Source organism: Mangrovimonas cancribranchiae (assembly GCF_037126245.1).
Classification (GTDB): domain Bacteria; phylum Bacteroidota; class Bacteroidia; order Flavobacteriales; family Flavobacteriaceae; genus Mangrovimonas; species Mangrovimonas cancribranchiae.
Map to the genome: position 1 here is coordinate 2153765 of NZ_CP136925.1, position 17604 is coordinate 2171368.

At 32.7% G+C, this 17604-nt stretch carries 15 protein-coding genes and 1 pseudogene; all 16 read left to right on the forward strand.

Annotated features, from left to right (window positions below):
• The 16 genes and pseudogenes from R3L15_RS09970 to R3L15_RS10045 all read left to right on the forward strand — a co-directional run bounded on the left by R3L15_RS09970 (position 1) and on the right by R3L15_RS10045 (position 17601).
• Positions 1–2337, forward strand: a complete 2337-nt coding sequence (locus R3L15_RS09970) for a DUF1998 domain-containing protein (protein ID WP_338731458.1) — start codon at positions 1–3, stop codon at positions 2335–2337.
• A 252-nt stretch (positions 2338–2589) separates the two neighbouring features.
• Positions 2590–3390 carry a hypothetical protein gene (locus R3L15_RS09975; protein ID WP_338731459.1) on the forward strand — a complete coding sequence of 267 codons (801 nt, stop codon included), beginning with the start codon at positions 2590–2592 and terminating at the stop codon, positions 3388–3390.
• Between the two features lie 370 nt (positions 3391–3760).
• A pseudogene (gene map / locus R3L15_RS09980) lies at positions 3761–4524 on the forward strand (type I methionyl aminopeptidase).
• A 188-nt stretch (positions 4525–4712) separates the two neighbouring features.
• Positions 4713–5180 (forward strand): hypothetical protein, encoded by a 468-nt coding sequence (locus R3L15_RS09985; protein ID WP_338731460.1) that lies wholly within the window; start codon positions 4713–4715, stop codon positions 5178–5180.
• 578 nt (positions 5181–5758) lie between these two features.
• Positions 5759–6868, forward strand: coding sequence for an FUSC family protein (locus tag R3L15_RS09990; protein ID WP_338731461.1), 1110 nt, complete (start codon positions 5759–5761; stop codon positions 6866–6868).
• A gap of 106 nt (positions 6869–6974) precedes the next feature.
• Positions 6975–8087, forward strand: coding sequence for a hypothetical protein (locus R3L15_RS09995; RefSeq protein WP_338731463.1), 1113 nt, complete (start codon positions 6975–6977; stop codon positions 8085–8087).
• A 373-nt stretch (positions 8088–8460) separates the two neighbouring features.
• Positions 8461–9021 carry a helix-turn-helix domain-containing protein gene (locus tag R3L15_RS10000; protein ID WP_338731464.1) on the forward strand — a complete coding sequence of 187 codons (561 nt, stop codon included), beginning with the start codon at positions 8461–8463 and terminating at the stop codon, positions 9019–9021.
• 346 nt (positions 9022–9367) lie between these two features.
• Complete coding sequence (locus R3L15_RS10005) at positions 9368–9877, forward strand: DUF2975 domain-containing protein (RefSeq protein WP_338731465.1); 510 nt, start codon at positions 9368–9370, stop codon at positions 9875–9877.
• 3 nt (positions 9878–9880) lie between these two features.
• A complete protein-coding gene (locus tag R3L15_RS10010; RefSeq protein ID WP_215929021.1) occupies positions 9881–10084 on the forward strand; it encodes a helix-turn-helix transcriptional regulator in 204 nt (67 codons plus the stop codon).
• Between the two features lie 21 nt (positions 10085–10105).
• Positions 10106–10978 (forward strand): ABC transporter ATP-binding protein, encoded by an 873-nt coding sequence (locus tag R3L15_RS10015; protein ID WP_338731466.1) that lies wholly within the window; start codon positions 10106–10108, stop codon positions 10976–10978.
• On the forward strand, positions 10975–14130 hold the full coding sequence (locus R3L15_RS10020) for a M1 family aminopeptidase (protein WP_338731467.1): 3156 nt from the start codon (positions 10975–10977) through the stop codon (positions 14128–14130). The genes R3L15_RS10015 and R3L15_RS10020 overlap by 4 nt, the downstream gene beginning before the upstream one ends.
• 241 nt (positions 14131–14371) lie before the next feature.
• Positions 14372–14986, forward strand: a complete 615-nt coding sequence (locus R3L15_RS10025) for a MarC family protein (RefSeq protein WP_338734132.1) — start codon at positions 14372–14374, stop codon at positions 14984–14986.
• Between the two features lie 332 nt (positions 14987–15318).
• On the forward strand, positions 15319–15882 hold the full coding sequence (locus R3L15_RS10030; protein WP_338731468.1) for a TetR/AcrR family transcriptional regulator: 564 nt from the start codon (positions 15319–15321) through the stop codon (positions 15880–15882).
• Between the two features lie 67 nt (positions 15883–15949).
• Positions 15950–16723, forward strand: coding sequence for a peroxiredoxin-like family protein (locus tag R3L15_RS10035; RefSeq protein WP_338731469.1), 774 nt, complete (start codon positions 15950–15952; stop codon positions 16721–16723).
• A 283-nt stretch (positions 16724–17006) separates the two neighbouring features.
• Positions 17007–17312 (forward strand): metalloregulator ArsR/SmtB family transcription factor, encoded by a 306-nt coding sequence (locus R3L15_RS10040; protein ID WP_338731470.1) that lies wholly within the window; start codon positions 17007–17009, stop codon positions 17310–17312.
• A gap of 52 nt (positions 17313–17364) precedes the next feature.
• Complete coding sequence (locus tag R3L15_RS10045) at positions 17365–17601, forward strand: thioredoxin family protein (RefSeq protein ID WP_338731471.1); 237 nt, start codon at positions 17365–17367, stop codon at positions 17599–17601.
• The last annotated feature ends 3 nt before the right edge of the window (positions 17602–17604 follow it).

Consider the following 17604-nt stretch of genomic DNA (forward strand, 5'->3'; position numbering starts at 1 on the left):
ATGAATATACTTCAAGCACATCAATATAACCAAGGTATTGGAAAACACAAATTACTATCATCAACAGCTGGTGTAGGATCCATTATAACTACAAAATTTGGTACTTATGTATTAATTTCTGACATAAATAAATGGCAATTTGTTACAATTTTCAATAATAGAATAAAAAATCTTTTGCAAAGCCCACCCAAGGACATTTATGATGGGATTAAAAGAGAAGCAAAAAATTTAGGACTCACACTTGTTGATGATAAACGTTTCGTGAAGTTTATACAACATGAAAAAGAATTGAATAATCTAGAATGTTTAGTCGCTATCCCTCAAATGGCTTTAAATGAAATGTTCAATTCTGTTAATTGGACAAAAAAAGTTCATGGGAGAACTGAGCCAGCTCACCCCATTGCAATGAAATTAAATGAAATAAATGGTAATTCTGGTAAAGCTGAAGATTATCAAATTCAAGGAACTCATTTTCCTAAATGGTTTTTAGGGGCAAAAAAAGTAAATGGAAAACAAGATTTAAAAAAGATTGACGAATGGAAAGATTTATGGGATAAAAAAAGAATTGATAAAAATACTTTCTCTCCTCCTCGGGATGCAAATGTTCCAATTAAAGATTCTAATGGTGATCAAATAAAAAACACTTACTGGGACGCAAATAATGTTCAAAGAAGCATTCCTTTATACAAGGAATTATCACAAACAAATTTAATACTAATTTGTCCTAATGGACATTTATCAGATATTCCATGGTCTAAATATTTAAATTGGAAGACGCAAAAAGAAACCTTTCAACTTCCAAGAGAAGATTCTGGAGAAAATTTATTCACCATAGAACCTTGTTGTAGTAATCCAGATTTGAAGTGGTCTGAAAGTACTACAAAATCGGAAGGGTATGGCTCGATTTATATTGAGTGTTCTAAATGTCGTCTGGGTTCGGGAGATTCAAAAGAAAAACCAAAAATTACGTTAGAAGGAATCAATAGTTTAAAACCAAAATGCCCTGGACACAAACCTTGGGAGATAGACCCCAAAAATCCTGAATACTTACCATATGAAAAATGTCATAAAAATGGTGATGAAAAAAGTAAAGATAGGGAAGTAATGAACGTAGCATTGGTAACAGCTAATAACACTTATTACGCCAATGGTTTTTCGAGTTTATTTATACCAATGCATCTAGCTGAAGAAAAAACAGAAGAATTATATGGTGCATTAGTACGATTAAATGAAAAATACCAATCAGAATGTGAAAGACGAGAAAAACAAAATAGAGTAATAAGGTCTAAAAACGAATATTGGGATAACCTTGATATTGAAGGTTTTATTTATGATGATGAAGGATTACAACCTACAAACTTTGAATCTTTTGTAGAAATTCTTAAAGGAGAATTTTTAAATGAGAAAGAAGATGAAAATGGAGAAGATTTTCACGAAAATTATAGATTTCAAGAATATAAATGTTTTTCTCAGAACTCTTTTTTTGAAGGTAAAGAAGAAAATAAAGGCTTAAGTTTTAGAGACATACATTTAAGTAAAAGCCTATCAGAATATTTTGTTAAAATTCAACAAGTCGATGAATTAAAAGTAACTAATATTCAATTTGACTTCACTAGGGTAAAACCTAAAGAAAGAATTGTAAAAGTTAGTGAAAACGGAGATAGAGATATTCAAGAATCTTCTGCTGGTCAGAATATTTTTTCCATAAGTAACAGTGAAGAAGAACTTCATGTAATGCCAGCTAATGAAACGCTTGGTGAAGGTCTGTTTTTTCAATTTGATGATCAAAAAATAGAGAATTGGTTAAAAAACAACCCAACTCTTTATACTCGTTTTAGTCATTACTTAGACAGAGAAATCAACCCCAAACTACAGGGTGCTAGTTTTATGCAGAAAATTAAAAATAATGGAATTAAACATTTTTTAATACATTCTTTCTCGCATATGATGATGAGAGAATTGGAATTCTCCTGTGGTTACCCCACAGCCAGTTTAAAAGAAAGGCTATATATTTCATCCAACCCAGAAAAACAAATGTCAGGTGTTCTAATATATACTGCAGAGGGATCTGAAGGTAGTATGGGAGGGTTAGTTTCACAAGGAGAACCTGAAAAAATTCTTGAGATAATTAAAAAAGGATTAGAAAGGTCGGTAAATTGTTCTTCCGACCCACTTTGCTGGGAATCTGAAGGACAAGGAATTTATGATTTAAATTTATCTGCGTGTTTCTCTTGCTCTCTTGTGGCTGAAACCGCTTGCGAAGAAATGAATCTAGGTTTAGATAGAAGAGTTTTAGTTGATGAGGAGTTTGGATTCTTTGTAAAAATGTTAAAATAGTCAACGCTAAAAGCCATACACATTTGCAATTCGCACCAACCCACGCTGCAACCAAAAATTGCAAAAGAGTATGTCTTTGCCAACGCTATAAACAGGACGGAAAATAAAGTACGAAAACACAACAATGTATATAAAAAATAGGCGAAATAGCGCTAGAATCAATGCTTTAAGCTCGTATCAATCTTTGTGCTTAACCGAAAATTTAGTGCTTCGAAATCGCCTACTTTTCATATACTAACCGTTACCTGCAATTTGAAAAAAGCAATCTACATATCAATTTTACTGACTTTAGGAATTTGGAATTTTTCATTTTCCCAAAAAACCGAAGTGGAAAAATATTATGTGAGAGTAGACACGTCGTTTGTTACTAAACTGAAAAAAGCCTACGAAACTTCCACAGAAGAATTAATAAAAACTCTTGAAGTCAAAAATGACAGACGAGAGGATTTAGGATTTGGATATCAACTAAAACAAAGTGGAAAAGGTCTTGGGAGTATGACTATCAATTATCAGATTTTGTACTACAAAAATGAAATCGTGTCTTATGAACTTACAACTCGGATTCCTAATAAATCGAAAAGATTAAAAAAGATTTACAAAGAAAAATTATCGAATCTTTTCAAAGTTAACGACGATTTTAAAGTAGAACCAATCTATTTCGGAATTGAAAACTCAACCGAACCGTTAACTGGAATTGAAAAATGGAATAACAACAATCTGAATGAAATAATGAGTCCTTTCTCGTCAATAATTTTCGGAACTTATTGTGGAGAAAGTATGACTTTAATGAACAATAGAAAGTTATTTGACCAAATCATTGAAAGTGACAATTGCGAATACTTGCTTTACAGTAAAAATCCAGCAACTCGATTAATGGCAGTTGAATTTTATTATTGCAACCTAACTGTATTTAGCGACGTGCAGAAAAAATCGATTGACGCTCGAATTGGAGAACTGAAAAGAAAACCAATGTTGACCAAGACTTGTTCAGGCTGTATAATAGGTGGTGAATTAACAGGTAAAATAATAACGGAATTAAAAAACTGCAGGTAACAATGTATAACCGCAATTACGGCGGATTCGACTACGTCCGAATCCACTCGGAATTGCTAATGTCATTGTTAAACCGAAAATTAACGCATATTAACCCGTAACTGACGGTTATACGAGACCGTTGATGTATAATTGCCTGCGGCACGTATAAAGCGTGTTTACAACACTCCTTTTTATACTAATTATACATCAACGCCACCTGTAAATAACACCTCATTTAGTGGTAGTAGTATATTTGCCATATACGAGAACTCCACAAGGAAACAATACACAACAACGTCTATAGCGAATGAGGCGTTATTTATGGCTCTCCGTGAGGCACGCCTCACTACGCCATACACAGGTGGCGTAGCCAATTAAAAACAAAAAAATGTCAATAACAAAAGAATCAGAATTAATCGGAATGAAAAAAATTAGTGAAGTTGTTGGTACTACACTAAAATTAATGAGGAAATATGCTAAAGTTGGAATGACAACTAAAGAATTAGACTTTTATGGAGGTGAAATTTTAAAAAGTTATGGAGCTAAATCAGCACCTTTTGAAACTTATGGTTTTCCTGGATATACTTGTATAAGTGTGAATAAAGAAGCTGCTCACGGAATTCCATCTGAAAAAAAATATTGAAAGAAGGAGATTTGATCAATATCGATGTATCGGCAGAATTAAATGGATTTTGGTCTGACAATGGAGGTTCTTTTGTTCTTGGAAAAGACATTCATAATCACCAACCCCTTGTAAATGCTTCTAAGGATATTTTACGTAAAGCAATTAAAAATATCAAAGGTGGAGTTAAAATTTCTGAAATCGGATATTTAATAGAAACGGAGGCTAAAAAATCAGGTTTCAAAGTAATAAAAAATTTAGCTGGTCACGGAGTTGGTAGAAGTCTACACGAAGAACCAGAAAACATTTTAAATTATAGAGTTAGAACCAATCGAGAAAGATTTAAAAAAAATACAACTGTTGCAGTAGAAACTTTTATCTCAACAAATTCGACGGTTGCTGTAGAATTGAATGACGGTTGGACTTTAATCGGAAATAAAGGTGGTTATGTAACTCAACACGAACAAACAATACTTGTAACTGATAAATATCCTGTCATTTTAACGGAATCAAACGAAATTTGGAATTAAATAACTGGCTACAACACCGTATAACAACAATTGCGGCTTTGTGTCCTGCGGACACAACCACGCAAGCATAAAAGTCGGTAATTTTAGCTATCTTAGTTTCCAACCAAACCGCAACTGATTGTTATACAAGACCGTTGCCCATAATAGCGGAACATCACTCTGAAAATGAATTTAAAAAAACATAAAAAATGAATAAACTACTTCTGATTTTATTACTGTTTTCACTTAACGTTACAGCTCAAAAACTTGACAGAAAAACTTACTATGAATATTCTGAAAATCTTGAATTTCGAATATTTGGAATAAATAAACAAAGAGCAATTGATAGAGGAAACGGATATTACGCAAATAATATTGTAGCTGAAAAAGGCAGAAGATTTATTACTGTAATTTTTGAATTTAAAAATAATTCTTCCCATTCTCAAGAAATAGATTTTAATGAAATTTATTTACGTGATAAAAACGGAGAATTACATAAAATAGATTTTGTTGTAATGTCTATGAAACTGACTTCGAGAACAAATAAATTACAACAAAAATTAAATGCCAATAAAAAAAGAAAAATAGTCGCTCAATTTAGACCTTCATTTGATAAAGATGAAATTATTGACGAATTAGTAATCGGAAAAAAAATTATTCAGCTGAATTATAAATAAAACTACTATGGACAACAACGTGTATAGCTCATTGCGGCTGAATTCCTAATCGGAATTCATTGCAATTTGCTATCTTTCGGCTACGGCGGAAAGAATCCTAGCGGATTTTCACGCAACGAAATCATAGCCGAGACCGTTGCCATTCATTGCGGAACTCACTCGGAAACGAAAAAAAACAAAAAAGACTATGACAAAAAAAATCATCGGATTTACCTTTTTGACAATCGCATCTTTTTTGACACTATATTTTATCTATGGAATTTACAAGAATCCGAATTCCTTGAAAATATTTAAAAAACTATTTAGCGGAGAACTTGGATTACAATGGACTTTAGGAGTTTTATTATTCCATTCTTTTTTCTTTTTAATAATATTTCTATTATTCAAATTTGGAATTAAATGGTCAAAGTTATTACAACCAACTGAATTGAAAAACTAAAACCGAATTGTGTGCGGAATTTTGCAACTTGCGGAATTGCTCACTCAAACGGAATTGAAAATATTACGGAATAAAACTCTAACTGAATTTACTCAAAAGCTGAATATGAAAATCGGAATTTGAGAGTAATAATAAAGAAATGATTAAAAAAATAACTAATGAGTTTCAGCTTCTATTTTCATTTAAAGGTAAAAAAACTAAATGGCAGAAACCATTATTGACAACTTTTAGTATTGGTTTACCATTATTACTAGGCCTATATTTTGATAATTTACAATATGGTTTAAGTGCTTGTTTAAGTGGTTTGATCATCATATACCTTCCTGAATCAGGAACGTTTACTAATAGAATCTTGACATTATTAATCTGTTCATTTGGTTTTATGGTGTCTTCTGCTATTGGCTATATATTTAGTTTTAAACCATTAGTGTCTATCGTTGCTTTTGGTGTTTTTTCAATGACTGTGCATTGGATAACCTTATTTTATAAAACGGCACCCCCAAGAAGTTTCTTCTTTATTCTGATTGCAGCTATGACTATTTGTCAGCCATTTGATATAGAATTGATTCCAATAAAAGTAGGTTTAATGGCATTAGGAACTATGTTAACATTGACATCAGCATTGATATATCTTTTTATTCTATCGTTAAGACAGATAAAAACTAAAAATAAGATTATTCCTATTTTTGAGAAAAACACTTCTGCTGATATTTGGGAAACTCTTATTTATGGCGCCATTATGTCTATTGCCTTAGCTATAGGCCACATTTTTGAATTAAATAATCCGTACTGGATTCCTATATCAAGTGCTGCTGTAATGCAAGGAGCGTCGCTTTATCAAATCAGGCAACGAATGTTTCAAAGAATTCTTGGAACATTTGTGGGTATCGGATTTACTTGGGTTTTGTTTTACTTCATTGATTTTAATCCTTTGTTAATATGTGTAACAATTATAATTCTTCAGTTGGCTATTGAAATGTTAATTGTGAAACAATATGCTGTAGCTGTTGTGTTTATTACTCCATTTACAATATTGTTGAATGAAGCTGCTAATCCTCTTTTTCAAACTCCTAATACTTTAATCGCTCTTAGACTAGAAGAAATTATAATTGGAAGTATTCTTGGTGCAATTGGAGGTTGGTTATTGTATAAAGAAAAAATAAGATATGCTTCAATTAATAAAATAGAAAGCTTAATAAATAACGACCACACAACAAATTTTAAACGTAATGCGGGGCGAAGTGAGTAATTTAAACGAAAGTGAAATAAACAACGATAGCGGTAACTTGAAAGAAAAGTGTGTTGAAATCCCGCACTACGCTTATAAGTGGCCGTTAGCCATAATTAGCAACTAAATGAAGAAAAGAACAAGAAATATAATTTTATTGATTACTGGTGTTTTAGTGTGCTTATTTTTCTATGGAAACAGAAATTTTGAAAAGGATAAAGAGACTTTGTTAATACTAAAGTCGAAAGCGGGAAATGGAGAAATCAAATATGTTCTTGACCAAATAGAAGATACTGAAAGTCTTTCAAGTCCATTAATCAATATTGCCTATCAAAAATGGAAGAATAAAATGTATGAACGCTTTATTACAAAAGAAGAAACAATCGAAAATGTTTCAGGAAATAAAGTAATAGACGATATTTCAAATATTTATCGAGAGTATTGGAGAACTGAACTTTTAAAAGAAGCAAGCGAAATCAGAACCGACTCTTTTCTCTATCATAATCTTGCAGAATATTTATTATCAAATAGCTTGACAAAACTTTCAAAGGATAGCTTACAAAAAACAATTAAAAACGATGTTGAGTTAAAAAAAATAATTGAGAAAGAAGGTTTTAAAGCAAAGTTTATGTATCGAGACCGGCTTCAAGACTTAATAATTTGGGATAGCGAATCGAGTGAAAAATATGAAGTATCATTACCTAAAGACACGATTATCACAACAGTAAAATTTATTCAAAATTATGTTTTAAACGGTTATGATGATTACGCAACATTTGGCTCTTCTCAAGTTGGAGGTTGGGCTGAAAAAGAATCTGCAACATTGTACTGCAACACGAATGAATATGACTTAAACTCTGAGCTGTTCAAAATATCTTATCTGAAACACGAAAGTCTTCATTTTACTGATTTAAATGAATATCCTAATTTGAGTTCAACCGATTTGGAATACAGAGCGAAAATAATTGAATTAATGTTCTGTTCTGAAGCTACCATTTATGATAGGATTGCACAATTTTTAAACGGAGCTGATTCCGAGAATAGAAGTCACGCACACGCTTATGCAAATTACAGTTTAATCAAGAATTTATCTAAAATTATCTTTAAGTCAAAATATGTGTCAGATTACAATGAATGGAAACCGCTACCTGTGGAAAAAATAAACGAAGCAGCAAAGACTTTATACTACCAAAGTGAATCAATTTTGCAGAATGATAAAAGTTTATCTGAAATAATTTAAATAACTATGGCTAACAATGTATAATTGCCTGCGGCACGTATAAAGCGTGTTTTCAACACTCCTTTTTATACTAATTATACATCAACGCCACCTGTAAATAACACCTCATTTAGTGGTAGTAGTATATTTGCAATATACGAGAGCTCCACAAGGAAACAATACACAACAACGTGTATAGCGAATGAGGCGTTATTTATGGCTCTCCGTGAGGCAACGCCTCAATACGCCATACACAGGTGGCGTTAACAAACATATGAGAAAAAACTTTACGACATTTAATGACAAAGCAAATGTCATATAAAAATCATAGGAAAACCGTTATCAAACTTTAACCGAATTACTACTTTTAGAGTTAAATAAAAGTATCAAGCAAATGAATTGGATAGCAAAGAAAATAAGTGAAACCCGAAAAATGAAAGGACTTACTCAAGAGGAATTGGCTGAACAGGCAAAAATAAACTTAAGAACGATTCAACGCATTGAAAACTCTGAAAGCGAACCAAGAGGCAAAACTCTAAATTTGATTTGCGAAGTTCTGGAGATTGACCCAAAAGAATTGATTTTAACGGAAACTTCTATTCGAGAAAAAAATATCGGAACGAAAATAATTAATGGACTTTTTCTCATAGCTCTGAATATGGTCTTAATGGGAATTATCGGTTTTCTGACTTTAGACTCAAACGCAAATATGAATAGCGTATTTGGAGGATACTTATTGAGTGTCTTTCTTCCATTTTTCATAGTTGTAATGACAAAAAAAATGAACGGAATGGAAAGAATGTTCAAATTCGGATCTGGGTATATTGCTTATTTTGTTTTAGTAATGGCAAAACACGGATTTCCAACTGGATTTGTAACTGGATTATTCCCTTGTCTTTTAATTAGTCTATCTGTTCTATATTTTGGAAATGAACTTATCAAAAACAGAGAATAAAAAACGTTTTACAACAACGTATAACAGCAATTACGGCGGATTCGACTACGTCCGAATCCACTCGGAATTGCTAACGCCAGTTCTAAACCGAAAAATAATAACTTAAAATCCGTAACTGACGGTTATACGAGACCGTTGGTAGCAATTCGACACAAACTAGTTCTATTCAATAAGTTAACGCAACAAATCTAAATTTATAGATTTGTTAAAATGGAATCAAAAGACAGACTCTTTAATACTTTTTTTGAACCGATACAGTAAGTATAAAATTATCTAAAAAAAACATATATTTATTGTAAAACAATAATTTTTTATACATTTGCAGTAATAAACTATTTTTTATTATATGCAAAAATCAAATATTATTTCCAAAGTTTTATACTACATCTCAAGGATATTGGGCGGTTTGTATTTAATTACTGGTGTTTATGGGTTATTCAGCTGGGTAACTAACACCCATTTGCTTATAAAAGATAAGCAAACAATTATCACCTACCCTTTTACAGAGACATCTTTTTTAATTTTAGACAGCAACACAACGTATTTAATCTTTTCGTTTTTAATTCCTGTTTTAGGGTATGGTTTGTTTTTTTGGCTACTATCTAATGTCTTTAAAGTATTTTACCAGGACAAATTATTTACCGCCGAAAATATTGTGCATTTACGACGGTTTTATCTTGTCAATATATTTCTACCAACTGTACTTACCATATTCACATCGTTTTTTATGCCCATAGAACACGAAATGTTTCTGATTATTATCCTGCATCTTGTTTTAGGTGTTTTTGTGTTTTTTATGTCAGAAATATTTAACCAAGGATTGCATTTACAAAACGAACAAGACTTATACATTTAAACTATGCCCATTGTAATAAATATAGACGTCATGCTTGCCAAACGAAAAATGAAGAGTAAAGAATTGGTTAAAGAAGTTGGCATTACACCTGCAAATTTATCGATACTAAAAAATGGAAAAGCCAAAGGCATTCGCTTTGAAACTCTAGAAAAAATATGCAAAGCCTTAGACTGTAAACCTGGAGACATTATAGACTATGTAGACTAGCAATCCCTTAAATATTATCTTATGAACACATTGAATATCAACAATGTGTCCCTTGTGTATAACAACGGACACCAGGCACTTTATGCCATAAAATTAAACATAACAAACGGTGTTTTTGGTTTACTTGGGCCTAATGGCGCAGGGAAATCTTCGCTTATGAAAACCATTGTAGGCTTACAAAAACCAACCGAAGGACACATTAGTTTTAACGATACAGATATTGTAAAAAACCCATTAGAAATACAAAAACAGTTAGGTTTTTTACCACAGTATTTTGGTGTTTACCCTAAAGTTTCGGCTTATAATTTACTACAACATTTGGCTAAACTAAAAGGTATTCATCACAAAAAAGAGAGCCACGATCAAATTATTAATCTTCTGGATAAAGTGAATTTAGTTGACGCCAAAAACAAAGAAGTACATACATTCTCGGGTGGTATGAAACAACGTTTTGGCGTAGCTCAAGCGTTACTGGGAGATCCTAAAATTGTGATTGTAGACGAACCTACAGCAGGTTTAGATCCTGAAGAACGTAATAGATTTAATGCGTTGTTGAGCGAAATAGGCGAAGATATTATCATTTTATTATCAACGCACTTGGTAGAAGATGTACGAAATCTATGTTCGGATATGGCGATTATAAAACAAGGTGCTATTGTGGCAAAAGGTAGCCCAAATGAGTTTATTCAAGCTTTACAAGGGAAAATATGGCAAAAAGCAACAACCAAAAACGAGCTACTTCATCTTGAGCCAAACCACAACATAATCAGTAAGCAATTTATTGAAAAGGTTATGCATGTAACCGTGTATGCGGATGCTTGCCCAACTGGGTTTAAAGCTGTAACTCCAAATTTAGAGCATGCTTATTTCACATATTTAAACAGCACAACATGAAAACGGTTTTACTAAACGATATATATAGCGCACTAAAACACATAGCAACGCAATTTGGTTTATTGGCGTATTTGGTGCTTGGTTTTTTTACAGGCTATAAGTTTCATATTAAGGTAGGCGATGGTATTGCTGCCAATGCGCCCTACGCTGTTGGGTTTATGACTGGTTTGTTGAGCTTACTTATTATTTTGATAGCTACCCTACTAGCCTTTTCCAGCTTGTTTAAGGAACGTGACGCTAACTTTGATTTAATTGTTTTTACCACACCTATAAAAAAACGCGACTTTGCATTAGCACGCTTTTTATCCTTCTTTTTACTTACTGCATTGAGTTTTTTTATTGTAATGCTTGGGTATGTTATTGGGTTACATGTGCAAACAGATTCTGAAATGCTTGCAGACTTTCATCTGTGGCATTATGTATATCCTTATTTGATTTTTGGTGTGGTAAATAGTGTATTGGTATGCAGCATCCTGTTTTTCTTTGCTAAAAAATTTCAGAATAAACTATTGGTCGCTATTGCAGGATTGATGTTATACATCACCTATATGATAGTGCTCATGTTTTCAAACGCGCCGTTTATGGCACAATCGTTACCGCAGTCTTTATTTGCTCAAAAAGTATCTGCTATAACTGATATCTTTGGATTGTCGGCTTATTTTTATGATGCCAAGGACTTTAGTGTTTTTGAAAGAAACCACAACATCGTGTCGTTTAGTAACATACTATTGATAAACCGTTTGGGTGTTGTGCTACTGTCTTTATTTATTATGAAATTAGGCATTAATGCGTTCTCATTTCTGCCAGTTTTCAAACAAAATTCAACAAAAAGAACGCCTAAAAAGACCAAGCTACTAGATGTTCCGTTTGCGAAAGTAGGCACATTGTTTACTTCAAAAACAAAACAGCATGCGCTGCGCTCTTTTGTGAAAATCGATTTTATTTATTTGTTTAAAAGTATTCCGCTAATTTCGGTTTCTGCCTTACTGTTATTTTATGTAGGTGTAGAAATGTATGGCGATATAGATATGGGTATTAGATTACCGCAACAGTATGCTAGCTCTGGCTTACTGGTTAAAACCATTAACGAAACATTTTATTTTATAGGCGCACTTGTTGTGGTTTACTTTACAAACGATGTGTTTTGGCGTGCAAATGCCAGTGGATTTTCAATCATTCAAAATACGACTTATTATGCCAAAGAGCGCCTATTAGGACACGCTATAAGTATGGTGCTTTTAATTATTTTTCTTACTGGTTTAATGCTCTTGGAAGCGATTATCTTTCAGCTTATTTTTGAATACCCAATTTTTGATTGGCAAGCATATTTTGGTGTGTTTGTTTTTAATACGTTGCCACTTACACTCTTTGCGTTACTGCTTCTTTTTATTAATAACATAAGCAAAAGTAAATCGGTGGCATTGGGTATATCTATCTTGTTATTCTTATTGTTTGTGACGCCTATTTCAAAAAACATGATTACGAATCCTTTGTTTCGTTTTTTATCTGGTTACAAAGGTGCTTATAGCGATTTTATAGGTTACGGTGCTTATGTAATGCCGTTTATTTACAGATTGATTTTTGGGTTTGCTCTTGTAGGACTTGTATGTGCTTTATACAGTTTGATAAAAACTAAAGTTAAAAAAAGCTGCTTTATTATTGCTATGGTTAGTTGCGTATGTATAGGCATGGTGAGCGGCTATTCGTTTTTAGATGGTTATATTTCAAAAGATAAAGACGCTGACATATTAGCGCGTGTTGCTTACGAAAAGTACTATAGAGCATACCAAAACCTTCCGCAGCCAACCATAAAAAAGGTTAATACTGAAATAGATTTGTTTCCTGAAGACCAAGCTTACCAGATAAAAGGCACGTATTGGTTGGTAAATCAGCACGAACACGCTATAGATTCTATACTAATAAGTGTGCCTGAAGACTTTGAGATACAAGCGCTTTTATTTAGCTATAAAAATGATACCATAACGCTAGACAGGGCTATTTCAGAAATACCATTGAAACAGGCATTACAAGTCCAAGACTCGGCTAAACTCACCTTTCATTTGGCTTACAAATGGGAGGCTGTAAATGGTCATAATCCTTTTAATGCGATTGTAAAGGATGGCTCTTTTATGCGAATAAGTCGTTATTATCCTCAATTTGGGTATGATGCAAGTCAAGAAATTTCAGACAAGACCATTAGAAAACAACATGCTTTGGGCGAAGCCACAGCCATGAAACCATTTGATGCGGTAAAGACCTATATAGACGACTTTATTTCTTTGGACATGCAAATTTCAACCGATAATAATCAAATTGCTGTTGGTACTGGCGCATTAAAATTGCAGTGGCAAGACGCTAATAGAAACTACTACACCTATCAGGCTGATGCTATACCGTTTAGGTTTGCGGTTTCATCAGCTGCTTATGAGGTTAAAAAAGCACAACACAACGATGTTTCTATTGAGGTTTTATATCATCCTTTGCATGAAAACAATGTAGATCACCTTATTGAGAACACGAAGCTGTCATTAGATTATTGTACTAAATACTTTGGGCCTTATCCGTTTTCGTCTATTCAATTTGCCGAAGTGTCATCGTTTACACAAGGTTTTGCAGGCACCGCTTATCCTGGTGTTATATTTATGACAGAGCATATGACGTTTCATGCCAACCTAGCGGGCAACCACAATCAAGATGTTATTAATGAATTGGCTGGGCATGAAGTAGCGCATTTTTGGTGGGGAACCAACCAGATTAATCCTGATTATCGTGAAGGTTATGCTATGCTGACTGAAAGCTTGGCCATGTATACCGAAATGATGCTATATAAAAACATGTACGGCAAGGCAAAAATGCTAGAACGTGTGGCCATACATAAACAAATATATGAAGCTGAAAAGGGTTTTACTGATGACTTATCGTTATTGAAAGCTACAAAAAACAATGCGTTTATTTCCTATTCTAAAGGTGCTATTGTTTTTGTTGAGTTGAGTGAGTTACTGGGCGAAGAACGATTGAACATGGCTTTACGTATGTTTTTAGATCAACACGCGTACCCTAATGCAAAGCCTACTTCAACTGATTTACTAGAAACGATTTTGAAGGTTAGCGATGATAGATTTAAGGACAAAATTAAAGCCATGTTTGAGTAAAACTGTTGCCAAAAACGGCTATAATTCATTGCTTCTGACTTTCCTTGCGGAAAGTCCTCGCAAATTTGCTATCTTGGTTTCTTAATCGGAAAATCCTTGCGGATTTTCACGCAACAAACCATAGCCAAACCGCTGCGTGTAATTTGAAAAACGCAGAATATTTTAACACAAAAGGAAATTCTATAAGAACCTATTTTACTGAACCCATATTAATTTCAAAAGAAAAGAATCAAATAAAATGATCACTGAAATACTTACTAAAATATTCTTTCTAATTGCTGTTATTGACCCCCTTGGGTCAGTACCAGTATACTTAGAAGCCACTAAACAACTGGATCAGAAGCATAAGAAAAAAGTAGCTGTGAGAGCTTCCTTTATCGCATTTTTAATCTTGCTTTTTTTCATAGTTGTAGGTCAGTTGATTCTTGAAGGCATGGATGTAACCCTAGACGCTTTCCAAATTTCAGGCGGTGTTATCTTATTTCTCTTTGCCTTGACGATGATATTCGGTGAAGGTAAACCAGAGTCTGAAAAGCACTTGATAAAAGATTATAAACATGTCACCATTTTTCCAGTAGCTATTCCTTCAATAGCATCACCAGGTGCAATTATGGCAGTCGTTTTATTGACTGACAATAATCTTTATTCAATTCAACAGCAAGCAATGACGACATTGCTCGTTTTGGTTGTAGTTGTGCTCACAATGGTAATATTATTAGCTGCGAACATCGTTCAAAAAAGAATTGGAGAATACGGAATATCGGTAATTAGTAAAGTAATGGGATTGATCCTTGCTGCTTATGCTGTTCAAAGTATTCTCAGCGGACTAAAAGACTTCTTCATAGTATTGAAATAAGAAACTACACACAACAACGCGTAAGGTTAATTGCTCGGTTAGTAATAGAAGGAAATATTCGTACAAATTCATACCTTTAAAAATCGGAAAACTTGCAAGCCAGAGCCTTGCTGCTTTACTCCAGCGGATTTTTCGCCACAAGTGGCTCATCCGAAGCCTAAACAGCTTCGGCTCAATCCGCAACGACAACTTACAAGTGACCGTCGTAACCAATTAGTCCAAACCAAAACTCCTTTGCTTAAATTGAACTAATTACATTTATTTTCTAAAATAAAGTTAAAGTATTTTTTGTTTCTAACCGATTGTTTAGATTTGTCCTGTAATTAGAAATAATGGCAAGAAAAAAAGAATATAACGAAGATTTAGTATTAGAAAAGGCAATGAACCTTTTTTGGCGAAATGGTTATGAAATGACTTCTATGCAAATGCTCGAAAAAGAAATGGGCATTAATAAGTTTTCTATCTATTCTAGTTTTGGTAGCAAAGAAGGTCTATTAGAAGCAAGTATCAAGTGTTACAGAGAAAAGCTAGACCGTTTATTACAAAAAATGATTGACTCTAATACTGGCACCGAAGCCATAAAGCAGTACTTTATAGATTCATTAGAATTCTCTCAAGAAAATAAAGACTTTAAAGGCTGTTTTGTAGGGAATACTTCAACAGAAATAAAAGATTGTGATATGCCAAAAATCAAAAAACTATTAAAAGCCAATAAAACAAAATTGAAAACAATTTTTACCGATAAATTAAGAGAAGAAAATCGCTTTACAGAAGAAGAAATTGAATATAAAGCAGATTATTTGTTAATCGCAAAATTTGGGTTTTCGGCTGCAACAAAAGTTTTTAGCCAAAAACAATTGAATAATTATTTGAACCAAATATTTAAAAATCTATAAAAAATTTAAACAATAACTAACCGTTTGTTTAGTTTTAAAAATTAATAACATTTAAAAAATAACAATTATGAACTTAAAATCACTTTTAACAATAGGCACTATTATTTTAGTCGTTGCAAGCTGTAAAAATAATTCAGATAAAAAAAGTACGACAACTTCAACAAACAATCAAAAGATGGAATCAGAACAAAAAACAACTTTAGCTGCGGAACTCGAACTACGTAAAGTTAATTTTAATAAAAAAGCTGATGCTACAACTAAAAAGATTTACAAAGAAGGATTAGATGCGGTAACTAATAGCGGCATATTGGAATCTGCCAAAAACGTTGGAGACATAGCACCCAATTTCGAACTTGAAAATGCACTTGGTGAAGCTGTTTCTTTAAAAAGCTATTTAGATAAGGGGCCTGTTGTACTCGTTTGGTATAGGGGTGGTTGGTGTCCATATTGTAATCTTACTCTACATCATTTACAAGAAGAGTTACCTAATTTTAAAGAAGAAGGAGCAAATCTATTGGCTTTAACCCCAGAATTACCTGATGAATCAATAAACACATCTGAAAAACACGATTTAGAATTTGAAGTATTAAGTGATATTCATAATAAAATTGCGAAAGAATATGGTGTGGTATTTAAACTCACAAAAGATGTAGCAGAAAAATATAATGAAAAATTTAATTTAAATTCACATAACGGAGATACCAGCAACGAACTACCATTGGCTGCAACTTATATTATTAATACAGATGGTAAAATTGAATATGCATTTTTAGATGCCGATTATAGAAACCGTGCAGAGCCAAGTGAAATAACTAGGTTTTTGAAAGAAATGAAAAAATAACTGGGTACAACATTTTGCATAAGTAATGCCGAGTGAGATGCATAATTTGCACTTCCGTTTTCGTATCAAACTTCATCACGGATCGATAGTAATGAGCTTCGAAATTCGGCACTACTCATACAATTTACCGTTGTGCGTCATACTGCCCCACCTTACAAACAGCAGATTTATTTTTCTCAAACACAAAAAAATAAAAGAACTATTTTATCAATGCTAAAAAAACAGAATATGACAATAATCACATTTTAATCCCAAAACCTATCGTATATTTGCGATAAGCAATATGAAAAGAAGTTTAGAACGTATAGAATATAAAGAAGATACCGAAGCATTGGCAAAATTTGCTAAAGCTTTAGGACATCCAACTCGTATTGCCATTTTAAAATATCTTGAAAATCAATCATGCTGTTTTACTGGAGATTTGGTGGATGTATTACCTATTTCACAATCAACAGTTTCACAACATTTAAAAGAATTAAAAAATGCAGGTTTAATTCAAGGAGAGTTAAAGCCGCCAAAAATAAAATATTGTATTAATCAAGAAAACTGGGTGATTGCTAAAACGTTATTTCAACAATTTTTTGATTGATATTTTTTTAACAAACTTATCGTCTATTGGCGATAAACAAAATGTAAATATTATGACTAAAGTAATTAAAATTTTAGGGACAGGATGTCCAAAATGTCAATCAATGACTGGTGTAGTTAAAGATGTAGTTTCAGCAAATAACATTGATGCAACCATTGAAAAGGTAGAAGACATTATGGAAATTATGAAATTCAACGTAATGACAACACCAGCTTTAGTAATTGATGATGTTATTACAATAAAAGGCAGAGTTCCTTCAAAAGATGAAGTATTGGCACTTTTAAAATAATAA